Genomic DNA, 14140 nt, shown 5'->3' with positions numbered 1-14140 from the left:
AATCGACTTACTTATTATATCCTGAGCATTTTCCTTTTTTTGATTTTTTTGTACCGTTGCGATTATTTGTAGTGGATTTGATTTCATCTTGATTTGTTTTCGACTTACTTCCCATAGAGCCCTCACATTACCTTTTTTTGATGCAAATGATTTTTACAACATCCAGGCTTGCAAAGGGCGTATAAAAAGCGAAGCGGCTTTATGCCGCCCGCAAGAATGGATGTTGTTTTTTCGCTATATAAAAAAAGGTAGTGTGATCTATGGCTTGTATAGCAAGTCGAACACTTAATAATGAAGAGAAGCCACCTTCAACGCGACGGCACAAAATGCATTATGAAAGAATTAGTTGTAGAACGAGGACAATAAATTCCTGTACCGCTATGTAAAGCCTGTTTAATTCTACTTAGCAGTTGTGATAATATAATTATGTTGCTGACTTAATCAGCTTTTATATCCCATTGTGTTTACGTAAGGTGTTCCTCTCTCAGCTACAGCGAATGCTCGGGCCAACAATTTGTTTCTTATAATGTTCAAAGTGCTCATTTTGTTCTTGCCCTTATCCAATCTTCTTTGGTAATAAGCCTTCATCTCCGGGTTACATTGTATGGCCGATGCCGCGCACAGATGCAGTAAAGCTTTGCCTTCCCGGTTGGCCAACCGACTTATTTTGGTCTTTCCCCTGATGCTAGTTCCGGAAATATTTGGAAAGGGAGCAATCCCAATATAGGAAGCAAATTTTCTCCATGTTTTGAAAGAAGTAAAACCCATGGTGTAAACTATTAAAAACAGCTGGTAACTTTTCCTATACCCTTTATACTTATCAAAAGCTTCTGCATTTCCTGAAGTTCCGCATCTTCTCGTATGATTCTGTCCATTTCCTTTTCTATGGCTTTAATTTTTTGTGCAAGTATTTTCAGGATCTCGTGCTGCGTTTGAAAGATAAATTCTTCGTCTTCGAGGACTTCCTCCTGCTCTTTAAGAGCTCCTATATAACTTGCATGCTGAACTACTAGCTTTTTACGAAGGGACATTAATCTTTTCAGCTTTGACAACGCCTTTTTTGGTTCCAGGTGAGGTTTAACCTCTTCTCGTTTCCTATAACCGTATAATGCTATCCTTTTGGCATCTGCTTTATCATCTTTTCCCCTAGTGATTCCCATGGACCGTTTGATCTCTAAACCTGACGCCACATGAATACGATAGCCCTTTTCATTCAACCTTTTGGTCAATCTGTAAGAATAAAGTCCAGTATGTTCGAATACAAACAGAACATTTTCTTTGGCAAGTCCCGAATTTTTAATTGACCATGCGGATAATTGGTCAATCCCTTCGAAATCATTTTTAAACTTTTCCTGCATTCCACAACTATGGATGCAGCAATCCAATGTCAGTTTACTGACATCAATACCGATAACTTCCATTGTTTCCATAAATTTTTTGGGTTATTAAAGAGGTTGCTTAAACTAAGACCTTTACGAGCCAGGGCTAAAATCCTATATGGTTCTGGCAACCGATTATAAAGAACGGGGACTAATACTCTACATAGGCCATTAGCCTGGCCGTCACCGAAGTTCACCCCGTTCTTTTTTGTTTCGACTAAAGTTATTGACAATTTAATAAGTTATGAGTCTCCCCCAGACCCCCTCTTTTCAACATCACTATCAATAGAAATAAACTATACAACAAATCTAAAGGCCGTCACTGTTACCTCGTACGTTTGTAATTCATTAAGGTTCTTTTAGTTTCTTTGGAGAAAAAGGCAGTGGGAATAGGAGATATAGCTGTTACCAGGTAGTCCGTGAGATATACCGTAAAAAAGACACATACCCTGTTCCCATTCGTTTCTCAGAATCTGGGCAGTACTTAGGGAGCTTTTATGCATCCCGCGTAAAGACGAGAATAGATCATAAGAAGCTTCCTGCCTCATTAAATCCTAGTATTATGAATACAGTACAATTTTGTGTGGGAATTGATGTATCAAAAGATTCCCTTGAATGCTCCTATGGTTTGTATTCCGAATTCGGTGAATTACAATTTTCTAAGGTGCAGAAGTTTACAAATGACCTTAAAGGTTTTAAAAAACTACTGGAATGGTTGAAGAAGAAAAAAGATCCTGCAGAAATTTTTTTTGTGATGGAAGCCACTGGTGTCTATTATGAAAATTTGGCTTATTGGCTTCAAGAGAGGGATTTTTACTTATCGGTAGTACTTCCCAACAAAGTAAACTACTTTGCCAAGAGCCATAACATAAAGACAAAGACCGATAGTGTGGATGCTAAGCTTTTGTGCAGGATGGGCTTGGAAAGGAAATTGGATCATTGGGAAATTCCCTCCCTTCAAATGAGAACTTTAAAGATCCTAACAAGGGATTACCGTAGCCTTAAGGCCAAACTTACTATGACCAAAAATCAACTGCATGCAAAGGACAATTCTCATAAATGTCCCCCCACAGTTGGTAAGAGACTTAAACAACAAATCCAATTACTGGAAAAGCAGATTTCACAGGTGGAATCTGAGATCAAGCTAGTTGTTAGAAAAGATAGCATTCTGGACGAACGGATCAGAAAGATGGAGACCATACCAGGAGTAGGGTTCATGACCATCGCTTGTATTTTGGGCGAGACGAATGCTTTTGCGCTCGTACGCAATTCCAAACAATTGGTAAGCTATTGTGGATTTGACATACAGCATCGGCAGTCAGGTCTTTACGCTGGAAAGACGACCATAAGTAAAAAGGGGAACAGTTTTATAAGATCTGCACTCTATATGCCCGCATTATCTTCCCTACAACATAATCCAAACCTGAAAATATTCTATAATCGCTTGTCAGAGAAGAAATCCATAAAAAAGATTGCAGTGACTGCAGTGGCAAGAAAACTACTAGTGCTTATCTATACGATTTGGAAAAATGGATCAGAGTATAATCCAGATTATTTATTTTCAGATTAGAAATAATGATTTTGGTGTTGTGCTTGTTGGATTGGAAACAACTCCTTTTTAAGAGTTGTTCCATTTCAACAATGCCACGTACTCCATGTAAAAAAACAAAAAAAAGATTGTTTTTTATCGCAGTACCTTTTTCTGATGCTGATACATTTTCAAGAATTAGAATTAGGGAGTACTTATAAAAAGGGAGCACAGGGACTTACTTTATGCAGTGCGGACTAACTTCTAATTCTTGGTATTTTGCATTCCAGAAAAAAGGGAATGACAGTGAAGGCTAGGAGGTAGATCTATTGAAAAAGGGAGAATACCTAAGTAACAGGAAGTGGAATTAAATTATTATGTAACCCATTTTGAGGACTTAAGTGGAAAACCAGAACCAGAAATGGAGCGTTTCCGTTTTTTGGCGGAGGAAGCGGAATGGAAGGTGGCAGTTTTTTACTTGTGTCTGGTGCTTGTGAACGAAGCTCTTTTCCCTGGAGGCACGTAAGGGGAATGGGCTGAGTGGGTTTAAAGAAGAATTTGATTTAGGCACTTAAATACCCCTAATTTCTATTTAAATGTCAAAAAACCAACGCAAAATAATTTCTAATTTAGTAAAGAGTAAAATTTTCTTGTTTCCACAAAACCAAAATTTTTATTAAAAAGAAGTTTGTTTTTAACAAAAAATAAATATATGTTAGTCAATAATTTCCGAAAAAATAGAATCCTGTTTAATGACTTTCCATTTTTTTCGATGATTCATAAAAGGTTTAAGTTCTTATTTATTCATATAGAATATGCTTAAGAAAAGTCTTTTTATTTCATATCCAACCCCGTAAGCTCTAAAAGTAATTCTGTTAAGATCATGGACGAATCAAAAGCGATAGATGAAAAACTTATTGAATTATTAAAGGCAGGCGATCGTTCTGCCTTTAGAACAGTTTTTAATTTGTACGAAAAAAGGTTATATGCTTTTGTATTTTCGATTACCAAATCACATTATTCTACGGAAGAGCTATTGCAGGAGATTTTTATTAAACTTTGGCAAAAGAAAGCTGATTTAAAGACTTCTCTGTCATTTAATGCTTTTATTTATACCATAGCTCGTAACCTCACTTATAATCATTTGCGAAAAATAGCTAGTCAGGAAAATTTAAAGCAAGAATTATGGAAAAATATATCTTTCCTAAATGATGTTGAAAACAAATTGATATTTTCTGAATATGAAGCAATTCTTGAAGATATCCTAGCGGGGCTCCCTCAAAAGAAGCGCAGTATCTTTATTCTCTCCAGGCAGGAAGGAAGAAGCAACCAGGAAATAGCTGATTTACTTGGGATATCAAAAAAAACGGTGAAAAATCATCTTTGGGATACTTTAAAGCAGATAAAGGCTCAGCTGCAACCCCATCTCGGACTTCTATTTCCTGCATTTTTCTTCTTTTTAGATTAAGTTTTTTTCTCCATTAAACTTAAATATTTTAAAAAAAGTGAATTTTATTTGGGACCTTTTGTGTTTCCAAGTGTATTACTATTAAAGAGAAGGTTAAAATCGTTAAATGACTGATAAAAATTATATAAGTGAGCTTATCAATAAGCTGATGAATAATCAGCTTACAGAGGACGAGTACAATGCTCTCATTGCAATTATAGATAATGCTGAAAATCAGGAAAAAATACAGGGAGTTCTGGGAGAATACCTTGAAGGCAAAAAAGATCATGGAAATTTTTCCTTCAATAGGAATGATGAGGATGCAGAAAAGCTTTTTAGCCGTATAATGCAAAAGGTAGAGAAAGAAGAAGCTGTTTTAAATCTTAAAACTAAAAGAGAGAAAGTATGGTTGGGAAAAACCATTATTAATGAATTTTATAAAATTGCTGCTGTTTTAATCTTAGTAGTGGGAATATTCTATTTTTTTAAAGATGATATATTCTATTCACGCGAAGCTTCGATAGCAGCTCCTACTAATGCCGAAGCAGGAGATATTACACTTAAACTAGCAGATGGGGAGGTTGTAGTTATTTCACAAAATGACCAAAAAGAAATTCTTGGAGAAAAAGGGAGTTTAGTTGCCGAGCAAAATGGAAGTCGCTTAAGCTACACTAATAAAAATAAAAATAGCGAGTTTTTTTATAATGAATTGTCAATTCCATATGGGAAAAAGTTCGATTTGGTTTTAGCAGATGGAACTCAGGTAACTCTTAATGCTGGAAGTTGGATTAAATACCCTGTACAGTTTTCCGAGGACGGAAATAGAAAAGTATTTTTTAAAGGAGAAGCTTATTTTGATGTGGCGGAAGATAAAGTTCGATCATTTGTAGTAAATACTGAGTGTAATTGATGTTGAGGTTTTGGGTACTGAATTTAATGTTTCTAATTATCCTGAGGATAGCCAAATTAATACCGTTTTAGTTGAAGGTTCGGTAAAAATATACACAGAGAATAAAAAAGATGGTAAAACATCTTCAAGATTACTTACGCCTGGGCATAAAGCTGCCTGGAGCAATGACAATGAGAGTATGATCATAGAAAAGGTAGATGTTTCAAAATACATCGCCTGGAAAGAGGGTATAATGAAATTTGAGAATATACCGTTTTGTGATATAAGGAAAAAATTAGAACGGCGTTTTGACGTGGAAATAGTAAACCACAATCAACTTCTAGACAAGCAGGTATATACAGCTACCTTTAAAGAAGAAAGTATAGAAGAAGTGCTAAACGCATTCAAAGAAGATACTCCTTTCAACTATAAATTGAGCAATAAAAAAATAATAATTAAATCTGATTAATTTCTAAAACTAAAAAAAGCAATTATGAGCTGAACAATTTAAAATTTAAGAAAAATCACTTTTATAAAAAAACCGGAAAATGTTGGCCCATTTCCCGGCTTGAAAAAGTGATCTAAGTAAATAAGTTAAATCACCTAACCAATACAAAAGTATGAAAAAAAAACACTATTCGTGTATGCTTTCCCATTCTGAAAAGCTACTTAACCTTAGCCTAAAAATGAAACTAACTACACTTTTATTAATTATTTCATTATTTAAAATTCATGCGAATACTTATTCCCAGAGTAAAAAAATTACTTTAAATGTCGAAGACGCTACGATTAAAGAGGTTTTTTATAAAATCGAAGATCTTTCAGATTTTAGATTTTTATACAATCAAAATAAAGTAGATGTTAACCGAAAGGTTTCCTTAAAGGCTTATAAAAAGCCTATTTCTGATATTTTGGATTCTTTATTTTCTGAGACAGACATTTATTTTAAAGTAAAGAAAAAACAAATTATCCTTAAAGAAGGAAAACCAAAAGAAAAAAACAATTCTACTAATAATATAATACAGGAAACAATCACAGTTACTGGTACAGTAACAGAAGTAGAAACTGGAATGCCCGTGCCAGCTGCCAATATTTTGGAAAAAGGTACTTCTAATGGGGTTATGACAGATTTTGATGGGAATTATACGATTGACGTGCCCAAGGACGCCATATTGCAAATCAGTTACATAGGATATGGAACCAAAGAAGTTTCTATAAATGGACGTAACGAAATCGATATCGTATTAGAAGCCGATGCGGCAGCTCTGGATGAAGTAGTGTTGGTTGGCTATGGAACACAAAAGATTACAAGTATTACCTCTGCGGTTTCATCCGTAGACGTTGAGGAGTTGGGAGAAGTTACCAGTCCCAATATAGTTGCTGCACTCCAAGGTAGAACCCCCGGTCTATACATAAAAGATGCGGGATACAACCAAGGGATGTCCGTACGGGTTCGAGGAACCACCACAATAGGGAATAATTCACCTTTATATATTGTAGACGGGGTGCCTCAAGATTTATTAAGTGTAGACCCTAATGATATAGAAGCAATCTCTGTGTTAAAGGATGGAGCTGCATCTGCTATTTACGGATCTAGAGCGGCCGCCGGGGTTATCATAGTGCAAACAAAAAGTGGCAAGAACAGAAAGGTAAGTTTTAATTTTGATAGTTATGTGAGTTTTGGAAACCTGACCACTGAACAAAAATCGATTAATTCAATACAATCTGCTACTATTATGAATGAGGCGTCTTTAAATTCAGGGGGTCAAGTCTTATTCTCTCCAGAAGATTTTGCAAAATTTGAATCTGGGACAGACCCCGCCTATCCCAATACGGATTGGAAAGAAGAGTTCTTAAAGACAGAAGTTACTAATAGGTATTTTTTGAGTGCTAGAGGGGGTAACGAAAGAACGTCCTATTATTTTTCACTGGGATACAGAAATGCAGATGGTATAGTCAAGTCTGGGATTGATAATAAACAATATAATATACGGAGCAATTTAAAAACCAAATTACGCGACAATATTGATTTGGATGTGAATCTGAGCTATAGTGTCGCAGATAATACAGCACCCAATGTTAACTCTGGTCTAGACAACATATATCAGCACGTGAACAGTACTGCTCCTTTTGTGCCAGTAAGAAATACCGATGGAGAGTTTGAATTTTTTAATCAAGCTGGTGCGTATGCAAGGGGGTTTTGGAATCCATTATGGGAATTGGAGGCTGGAACTTCAAATACCAAGACCAAAATATTTACTGCAAATTCCAATCTTACATGGGAACTCATGAAAGGGTTAAAGGTAATTGGACGCTATTCCCTTATTTCAAGGACTAGTAGAGCGGTTTCAAGTATCTATAAAAGATCTACTACAGGAGGTCCCTCTTGGTTTTCAGATATAAATAGTTTGGGGCAGACGTGGAGAGACAATAACCAATATAATGCACAAACCTTTATCAGTTACGATAAAGTATTTGATAAACATAGTCTGGGGGTTCTTGCAGGATGGGATGTCCAATTTAATAAGGACTCCTTTATAAGCGCAAGTAGGAGAAGCTTCCAATTTGATAATTTGTTGACGGAATTTGATGCTCCAAACTCTGGGGACAATGATGATATTACAGGTTTAAGCAGTAATACCGGAGAAAATGCCTTGCAATCCGGTGTGGGTAGAATAAGTTATGATTATGATGAAAAATACTTTCTGGAACTGACGGGAAGGTATGATGGATCTTCTATTTTTGCCCCTGAAAACCGCTATGGGTTTTTCCCTTCCGCATCAGCTGGCTGGATGATCAGTAAGGAAGATTTTCTTAGCTCCAACTCAATAGACCAACTTAAATTAAGAGCCTCTTACGGTACAACAGGTAATAATCGGGTTTCGGGCAGCTACTTTTCCACAATAGCTTTTGGGACCTATTATTTTGGAGCAGGTGATATTGTGGAGCCTACGGTAAGTGAAGGGGGCGTTCCCTTTAGAGATTTAAAATGGGAAACCACCAAGACCATTAATTTTGGATTAGACTTCACACTGTATAAAGGGTTGCTTTCGGGTTCTGTAGACTATTACATCAAAGACACAGAAGATATACTATTGCCAAGTCCGGTTCCTGGAACCGTGGGAACAGGAAGAAGTGGCCCGCCAATAAATGCTGGTAATGTTCAGAATAAAGGTATAGAATTGGTCATAAATCATACAAATAGTTTTCCCAATGGACTAAGGTATGGGGTTTCCATCAATACCACTTTTAACAATAATGAAATTACTGAATTGACCGATGCGTTCTCCGAATTTGATACTAATTATCGGGTAGGGGATGCCTTGGGTTCCGTATATGGATATGAGTCGGGTGGAATTTTATCATCACAAGCAGAAGTAGATGCATACAAAGCAGAAGTTACTTCTGGAATAAGTCCCAACACATCTATGGGAGACATTCGCTATATAGATCAAAATAAAGATGGAGTATTAGATTTTGAAGATAATGTGGTTATAGCCGAAACGGTTCCTCAGGTTTACTATGGCGTTAATTTAAATGCGGCGTATAAGAATTTTGATGTACAGGTCTTTTTTCAGGGGACGGCAAAATCTCAAGATTATAGATCTAATGATTTATTTGGTAATTATGCGTGGATACCAGAAGAGGCCACTGATGCATGGAGTGCAACCAATACGGACGGCACCTATCCAAGATTATTACTTTTTGGACAACAAACCTACTCCCAGAATTTCAATACCACTTCAAGTTTTTGGGCGTTCAACTCTTCTTATTTAAGACTAAAGAACTTACAATTGGGATATACGCTCCCAATTAAAGGAGAGAAGTATATTAATAAAGCAAGACTTTATTTCACAGGTACAAATCTATGGACTGTATCCGATTTTAGGCCTGGTTTTGACCCCGAGTCTAGCGGTTTAGGAATACCCCCATTAAAAACTTACTCCTTGGGGGTTAACATTAAATTTTAAAAATATTGATATGAAAAAATATATTGGAAAAATATATATACTGATTTTTACTTTTGGACTTTTCCAAAGCTGTTCAGAAGAGAAAATTACAAAGTTCCCGGTAACAGCACTATCCGAAGATGCTTTTTGGACGAGTGAAGATGAAGTTAGGCAGGCTGCCAATGCCCTTTACGGGTCTTTGCCGAACGTAGGACAGATAGAATGGGATGCCTTAACAGAGATTATGTTCAGCCAGAACGGACCGTCAGTGGAAATCTCTACGGGAGGCATTAATCCTGGTTCCAGTTTAGTGAATAACTTATGGACCGGACAGTATGCAACCATTAGGGATGTCAACTGGTTTATGGAAAATGTTGAAAAAGCTGGTTTGTCAGAGGCCGACCTGGCGCATTATATGGGGCAGGTTCGATTTTTTAGAGCCTGGGCACATTATAAATTATTGTACCAGTTTGGATCTATTCCACTAGTTGATAGAGTGTTGGGCGTTAACGAAGGACAGGTTGAGCCTAGTTCCAGAGCTACGGTATTGAATTTTGTATTATCTGAATTAGATATAGCAATTGATGAACTTTCTTCTTCAGAATACTCGCCGGAATATGGAAGAATTACTAAATGGGCCGTGATGGCATTAAAATCCCGGATACTCTTGTACGAAGGTACCTTAGCTTCTGATAATAGTATGCTTGTAGAAAGCGCAGAATTAGCTCAACAAATTATTAACGGACCATTTAGTTTACATGATAACTATACCGAGTTATTTAGACCAGAAGGCGAAAGAAGTTCAGAAATTATTCTTGCCAGGGTAAATGCCGACCTTCCTAATGGATATCATTCATTAGGCCAATGGTTGGGTCCAATCAGTTTCCATGCTTCTTGGTCTATATATACTCCTACAATGGCCTTGGTAGAGCGGTATCCCGATATTAATGGAGAGGATATTTCTATCAGTGCATTGTATGATTCCGAAAAGCCGTTCGAACATAGAGATCCTCGATTGCGCCAAACAATTTTTAATTGGATGGAGGAGGTGGAATATGAAGGGGCAATGTTTGAAAATAATGGGACATGGTTAAATTTTAGAAAATGGATCGACCCTGCTGAAACCGCAGAACAGAGAAGCCATAATGACTTTATAGTATTTAGATTGGGAGAGGTATACCTAAACTATGTTGAGGCTATGAACGAAATCAATGGCCCCTCCCAAGATTTGTTGGACCTTATAAACAAACTTAGGGCAAGAGGTGGTAAAGGAGCTGCTTCTGATGGATCTGATATTATAGTTCCCCCTATAGCTCTAGCAGACCTTACGAAAGATAGTTTTAGGGAAATTATTAGAAGAGAAAGAATAATTGAATTGGCAGCAGAAGGTATGCTTTATTACGACTATCATAGATGGAATCTACTGGATGAAACGATGAATCAGCCCGCAATAGGTATAGTGCCCTTGGAAGACCGGACATTTACTTCACCAAGGGATTATACGTGGCCAATTCCTGATTTTGAATTGATTAATAACTCTAATTTGAAACAGAACCCAGGCTATTGATGGATGAATAAATTTGATAAGCCCCGTATAAAAGAATTTGTTAGTTAGTTTTTTTTGCGGGGTTTATTTATAATCATTTCTACATTCGATTTTTTTGGATAGCGGTATTTTGGGTTAAAATCTATAAATGGAATATTAGTATCTATTCTAACAAAGTTTTAAATTCTCTGTTTGGACATTAAGGTCTCAATTAAAGTTAATCCCTTTCTCTATTTTATGATTGTTGACAGCTGGGATAAACAATTCTGTGTAATAAACTGTTTATTTTTTTTATTGAAAGATAATGCAATTATCCAAGAGACAAGGACACTTTAATCTGGATCATAAAACAAAATCTATATAATATATGTATAAATGAAAACCATTATAAAAATTACAATTCTTCTTTACTCTGTTTGCTTTTCTGGATATTTAGGTATAAACGCACAGTCGGAAATAGATTACAGTGTAACTCAAGAACCTTGGGAGGCTGGCCTTGGAAACCATAGAGCTATTATTGAAGTTCCCAGAAAAGCCAATGCCGTAAAACTGGGTTTTAAATGGAGACGCCCTGATAAAAACCCAAACAAGCGACAATTCATCATCGTGAATTCACAAACGGGTGAAGCGGTAAAGAACATTCATCGAATAGAAATCAATAATGAAAAATGTGAGTTGGTTTTTGGGCCAGCTGAAAAAGGAGAATACTTTTTTTATTACTTGCCTTTTAAGCCGGACCCTGATTGGGGCTATTATAAATTTGGATACCTAGAAAAGGAGGAGTCACCTGATCCAAAGTGGGTTATGGATAACGAGCTTAGTGATGAGAGGAAACTACGTAGGTTACCTAAAGCCACTTCTAAAGAAATAGAAGCAAGAACAGAATTTGACTCTTTCTACCCCATGGAGGTGGTAGCTACCCATAAGGAGTTAGAACAATTTGTAAACAGTGCAGAGTCTGATTACATAATAATACCAGAGGATAGGAGATACCCGATCAAGATGCGGCATTACCTGCCTTTGAGATGGATAAAAAAAGGAATTTGCCATCAATTTGAAGGAACTGCTCAAAGAAACGAGTATTACACACTTCAAGTAGGAGTTTATGCTGCTAAAAATACGTTGGAGAATGTTAGACTGGAATTTTCTAGCTTAAAATCGTCTAATGGAGATAAATTGCCGGAAAGTGTTTTTACTTGTTTTAATACCCATGGAGTAGATCCCTATGGAAATCCCTTTACAAAACAAGTGGATGTTGCTAAAGGAAAGGTGCAGCCATTATGGGTTGGGGTAGATATTCCAAAAGATACAAAGGCAGGTCTCTATACAGGGATTATAACGGTAAAAGCCAATAAACAGCCAGATCAAATCATTACTGTTGAATTTAATATTGATGATCAAATAATTGCTAACCGTGGTGATGACGAACCGTGGAGACACTCTAGATTACGCTGGTTAAATTCCACCATTGGGATCGATGATCAGCCTACCGTAGGTTATGCACCCATTGATACGGATAAGCGAGAGAATTCCGTGAAATTGTTGGGTAAAAATGTCGAATACGGTGACGGGGGGCTGCCAACCTCCATAAAAGCTTGGGATACGGAAATATTAGCTAGTCCTATTAAATTTATGTTGGATGGGGAGCAAATTAAGGAGGAAAAACAAGTATCCAAAATTACCAAATCGGGAGTAGTAGTAAAAAAGTATTCATCGAATACTAAGAATTTTAATATTCAAACTGAATCCACTTTAGAATTTGATGGGCATTTTAATTATAAGATCAAATTACTTGCCCAATCGGATGTTAACCTAAATGATTTTAAATTAGAAATACCCTTTCATTCCTCCGTAGCAGAGTATATGATGGGTATGGGATTGCCGGGAACAAAAGTTCCTAGGCAACACCAAGCAAAATGGAGTGGGCCCCAAGATAGTTTTTGGGTGGGAAACACCTATGCAGGTTTGCATGTTGAGCTACGTGGAGGGGAGTACCATGGTCCCTTATTAAATCTTTATAAGCCAGATCCCCCAAAAAGTTGGAACAATGAAGGAAAAGGTGGTTTTTCTATAGCCAAAGAAGGAGAAGCAACCATAGCAACCATATTTTCCGGTAATCGGAATTTTTCGAAAGGAGAAGAACTTGTATTTGAAGTTGCTTTCTTGATTACCCCAGTAAAACAGCTAGACAGTAAGTCACAGTTTACCAATAGGTATTACCATGATGGGGTAACACCCAAACCTAATTTTGATGAGATTGAGGATGGGGTGAAGATTATTAATGTACATCACGCCAATAAATACAACCCTTATATTAACTACCCCTTTATCAATACAAAAGAAATGCGCGCTTTTGTAGATGAAATGCATGCCCACGATCTAAAAGTGAAAATCTATTATACGATTAGGGAGCTCTCTAACCATGCTTCCGAGATATGGGCTTTGCGAAGTTTAGGTAATGAGATCTTGGGAACAGGAGAAGGCGGAGGATACCCATGGCTACAGGAACATTTGGTCACTGATTATAATACACAATGGTATTCCCCGTTGCAAAATGGTATTGATGCGTCAATAATAAATGCTCCAGGAGATTCACGTTGGTATAATTACTATTTGGAAGGTCTTTCTTGGTTGCTGAAAAATATGGATATAGACGGTTTATATCTAGATGATGTTACCTACGATAGACGAATCTTAAAACGGATGCGTAAAATCTTGGATAGTGAGAAGCCAGGATCAATGATCGACCTTCATTCCAATACTGGATTTTCTAAGGGGCTTAGCCAACCAATATGCAGAGTTTTTTCCATATTTAGATAAATTGTGGTTTGGAGAATCATTTCATTATAATGAAATGCCTCCTGAAAATTGGCTTGTGGAAGTATCAGGTATCCCTTTTGGACATATGGGAGATATGCTACATGCTTAGTGGCAACCCATGGCGGGGTATGGTCTATGGCATGACGGTGCGATATCCGTGGTTTACAGAAGGGGTAACTAGTGATCCACGTGATATATGGAAGGTTTGGGATGATTTTGGAATAGCCGAATCAAAAATGATAGGCTATTGGGAAAGGAACCCTGTCGTATTCTGCAGCCGAGAAGATGTAATGGCAACGGCGTACGTTAAAGAAGGCAAGGTGTTGCTTTCAGTAGCGAGTTGGGCAAGTGAAACCGTAAATGTGAATTTAGATTTGGACTGGGAAGCTGTTGGGTTAGATAAAGGTAAAGTTCGATTTATCGCTCCCAAAATTGAAGATTTCCAACCCGAAAGAACATTTTCCATAAATGAAGAAATTCCTATCGAGCCAACCAAAGGCTGGCTATTAATTGTTGAATAATAAAACTGAAAGATGCATAGAAAGATGTCATTAAATACAATTATATGTTGCCTTTTAACA

Annotated in this window: 9 protein-coding genes and 1 pseudogene; 8 read left to right on the top strand and 2 right to left on the bottom strand. The window is 36.9% G+C overall.

The features are described from left to right. Positions 1 to 441 precede the first annotated feature (441 nt). Complete coding sequence (locus LZ575_RS09665) at positions 442 to 768, bottom strand: IS110 family transposase (protein WP_235330453.1); 327 nt, start codon at positions 766 to 768, stop codon at positions 442 to 444. 11 nt (positions 769 to 779) lie between these two features. Then, positions 780 to 1430 (bottom strand): transposase, encoded by a 651-nt coding sequence (locus LZ575_RS09660; RefSeq protein ID WP_235330452.1) that lies wholly within the window; start codon positions 1428 to 1430, stop codon positions 780 to 782. A 511-nt stretch (positions 1431 to 1941) separates the two neighbouring features. Between LZ575_RS09660 and LZ575_RS09655 the strand changes: the two genes are divergently transcribed. The 8 genes and pseudogenes from LZ575_RS09655 to LZ575_RS22500 all read left to right on the top strand — a co-directional run bounded on the left by LZ575_RS09655 (position 1942) and on the right by LZ575_RS22500 (position 14080). Further along, the gene (locus LZ575_RS09655) at positions 1942 to 2949 is read left to right on the top strand and encodes an IS110 family transposase (RefSeq protein ID WP_235324700.1); all 1008 of its coding nucleotides are present in this window, start codon (positions 1942 to 1944) and stop codon (positions 2947 to 2949) included. A gap of 841 nt (positions 2950 to 3790) precedes the next feature. After that, complete coding sequence (locus LZ575_RS09650) at positions 3791 to 4375, top strand: RNA polymerase sigma factor (RefSeq protein WP_235330451.1); 585 nt, start codon at positions 3791 to 3793, stop codon at positions 4373 to 4375. Between the two features lie 106 nt (positions 4376 to 4481). Then, positions 4482 to 5264, top strand: coding sequence for a FecR domain-containing protein (locus LZ575_RS09645; protein WP_235330450.1), 783 nt, complete (start codon positions 4482 to 4484; stop codon positions 5262 to 5264). A 10-nt stretch (positions 5265 to 5274) separates the two neighbouring features. Then, the gene (locus LZ575_RS09640; RefSeq protein WP_235330449.1) at positions 5275 to 5712 is read left to right on the top strand and encodes a FecR family protein; all 438 of its coding nucleotides are present in this window, start codon (positions 5275 to 5277) and stop codon (positions 5710 to 5712) included. Positions 5713 to 5929: 217 nt separating this feature from the next. Beyond that, a complete protein-coding gene (locus LZ575_RS09635; RefSeq protein WP_235330448.1) occupies positions 5930 to 9214 on the top strand; it encodes a TonB-dependent receptor in 3285 nt (1094 codons plus the stop codon). A 10-nt stretch (positions 9215 to 9224) separates the two neighbouring features. Beyond that, a complete protein-coding gene (locus LZ575_RS09630) occupies positions 9225 to 10760 on the top strand; it encodes a RagB/SusD family nutrient uptake outer membrane protein (protein WP_235330447.1) in 1536 nt (511 codons plus the stop codon). A gap of 354 nt (positions 10761 to 11114) precedes the next feature. Then, positions 11115 to 13668: pseudogene (locus tag LZ575_RS09625) on the top strand (glycoside hydrolase domain-containing protein). After that, positions 13589 to 14080 (top strand): glycoside hydrolase domain-containing protein, encoded by a 492-nt coding sequence (locus tag LZ575_RS22500; RefSeq protein ID WP_255702918.1) that lies wholly within the window; start codon positions 13589 to 13591, stop codon positions 14078 to 14080. Before LZ575_RS09625 ends, LZ575_RS22500 begins: the two are co-directional and overlap by 80 nt. Positions 14081 to 14140: the final 60 nt, after the last annotated feature.

Source organism: Antarcticibacterium sp. 1MA-6-2 (assembly GCF_021535135.1).
In the GTDB taxonomy this organism is placed as follows: domain Bacteria; phylum Bacteroidota; class Bacteroidia; order Flavobacteriales; family Flavobacteriaceae; genus Gillisia.
This window is presented reverse-complemented; position numbering and strand designations above follow the sequence as displayed.

Excerpts from the sequence above, each read along its gene's own strand:
- LZ575_RS09665 (WP_235330453.1), bottom strand. The coding sequence starts at position 768 with ATGGGTTTTACTTCTTTCAAAACATGGAGAAAATTTGCTTCCTATATT.
- LZ575_RS09660 (WP_235330452.1), bottom strand. The coding sequence starts at position 1,430 with ATGGAAACAATGGAAGTTATCGGTATTGATGTCAGTAAACTGACATTG.
- LZ575_RS09655 (WP_235324700.1), top strand. The coding sequence starts at position 1,942 with ATGAATACAGTACAATTTTGTGTGGGAATTGATGTATCAAAAGATTCC.
- LZ575_RS09650 (WP_235330451.1), top strand. The coding sequence starts at position 3,791 with ATGGACGAATCAAAAGCGATAGATGAAAAACTTATTGAATTATTAAAG.
- LZ575_RS09645 (WP_235330450.1), top strand. The coding sequence starts at position 4,482 with ATGACTGATAAAAATTATATAAGTGAGCTTATCAATAAGCTGATGAAT.
- LZ575_RS09635 (WP_235330448.1), top strand. The coding sequence starts at position 5,930 with ATGAAACTAACTACACTTTTATTAATTATTTCATTATTTAAAATTCAT.
- LZ575_RS09630 (WP_235330447.1), top strand. The coding sequence starts at position 9,225 with ATGAAAAAATATATTGGAAAAATATATATACTGATTTTTACTTTTGGA.
- LZ575_RS22500 (WP_255702918.1), top strand. The coding sequence starts at position 13,589 with ATGAAATGCCTCCTGAAAATTGGCTTGTGGAAGTATCAGGTATCCCTT.